The organism is Myxococcus vastator (assembly GCF_010894475.1).
Classification (GTDB): domain Bacteria; phylum Myxococcota; class Myxococcia; order Myxococcales; family Myxococcaceae; genus Myxococcus; species Myxococcus vastator.
In genome coordinates, this window is record NZ_JAAIYB010000836.1 from 1 (window position 1) to 1,428 (window position 1,428).

At 52.9% G+C, this 1,428-nt stretch carries 1 protein-coding gene; it reads right to left on the minus strand.

Annotation, left to right across the window (positions count from 1 at the left end; translation table 11 throughout):
* Window positions 1–262 precede the first annotated feature (262 nt).
* Window positions 263–1,428: type II toxin-antitoxin system HipA family toxin (locus tag G4D87_RS37750; protein ID WP_163787591.1), on the minus strand; the 1,166-nt coding region annotated here is incomplete at its 5' end.

The window sequence follows — 1,428 nt, forward strand, 5'->3', positions numbered from 1 at the left end:
GGATATATGTTTAAAGGAGGGGCACTTACGCAATGCCTGCCTGAGGGTGAGGGGCAGGCAGATTACGCTCCCGGAGGATATTGCTACTCCACGCGGGACGTGCTCAGCATGAGAACCACACCCGGCGAGTGGCGATTCCGTCAGCAGGGAGGGACTCATGCTATGCAGCAGGCCAGTGCCCGTTTTTTACATGGGCGTGTCTGCTCTTGCGTGAAGGGCCATGTGAAATGGGAGGATTTACGGAAGCGGACGGCCTGTACAGTTAGCCGCCGTTTGCTAAAGGGACACGCGCCAAGTGTTCTTCAATGCGTTTGCGCTCCGACACCTGAAGCGGGAGGTGGGATGCCTCTTGTTGCCAAGCATCACGAACTCTCTGCGCCATGATGCTTACCCATGATGCTACTTCATCAAAGGAGTAGCCGCTGGTTTGTGCGAGAAGTTGAAATGAATCGAGACGCACGTCTTCGAATAATCGCGACTCTCCGATGCTTAATGCTAAGTCATCGGTGATCTCATGTGGTGCATATATAACCGAAGAAACAAGGTCATATGCCGGAGATAGACGTGGAGTGTGCCCATCGGGATAAATGATAGACCAGTTCTTGAGGTGTGCATCCGTATTGCCGCAGAGTATGCAAAAAACGAGACGCTCACAAAATGGGCGCACATCCTCGGGCGTCGTCGAGCCTAAAAATGTTGAGAGGTGCTCGTATCTCCCCCCGTATTGTGAAGTTCCTGGTGGGCGATCGAGAACCTGAGCAAAGTCCTCTATGTGGACCCGTCCTCCTGAGGGAACTCGGTCGAATCGTTGAGTGAGGAATACCGTCCCATCCCCAGTTGGAATAGCCGTTGGTAGCGCAGCGAATTCGGAAATATGAGCTTGGCGGAAATCTGGAAGTGGAATTTGTGCTGCTCGGGCCCAGAGCGTAGTTGCGAATTCTACACGGGGAAGATCTTTGAATGTAGGATCGTAGAACTTAGCAATATAGGAGCCTGTTTCTCCTTGGACGGGGACTGTCCATCCTCGATCTCCGGGTCGTACCGACAACTTCCATTGCATTCCGGCGAGAGCGACGCGCAGGTTTTGCGTGTCAATTGGATTTGGCGTCGGGAGAGGTGGGGGCTCATGAGAGAGGCGCGGTTGGCCAACGCCTAATCGCACTGCTCCGGGAAGATCGCTGCCGAGGAACTGTAGTAAGTCAAATTCATCGTCCTCATCAACACCAAGTTGTTGGGCAATGGCCCGCCGTAGGCGTGCCTGTGGCAGTAGATGGGAAAACCAAATGGGCACATGCCCTGTTGTTGCAATGTCGAAGGGCTTCCGATCTTCGAATAACTGGCCGAGTACTGGGCGTTCTTTTGAGATGCTTAAGTATGATTCGTCAAATGAAAATCGATACTCCCATTCACTGGTATGTTCAAGTAGGC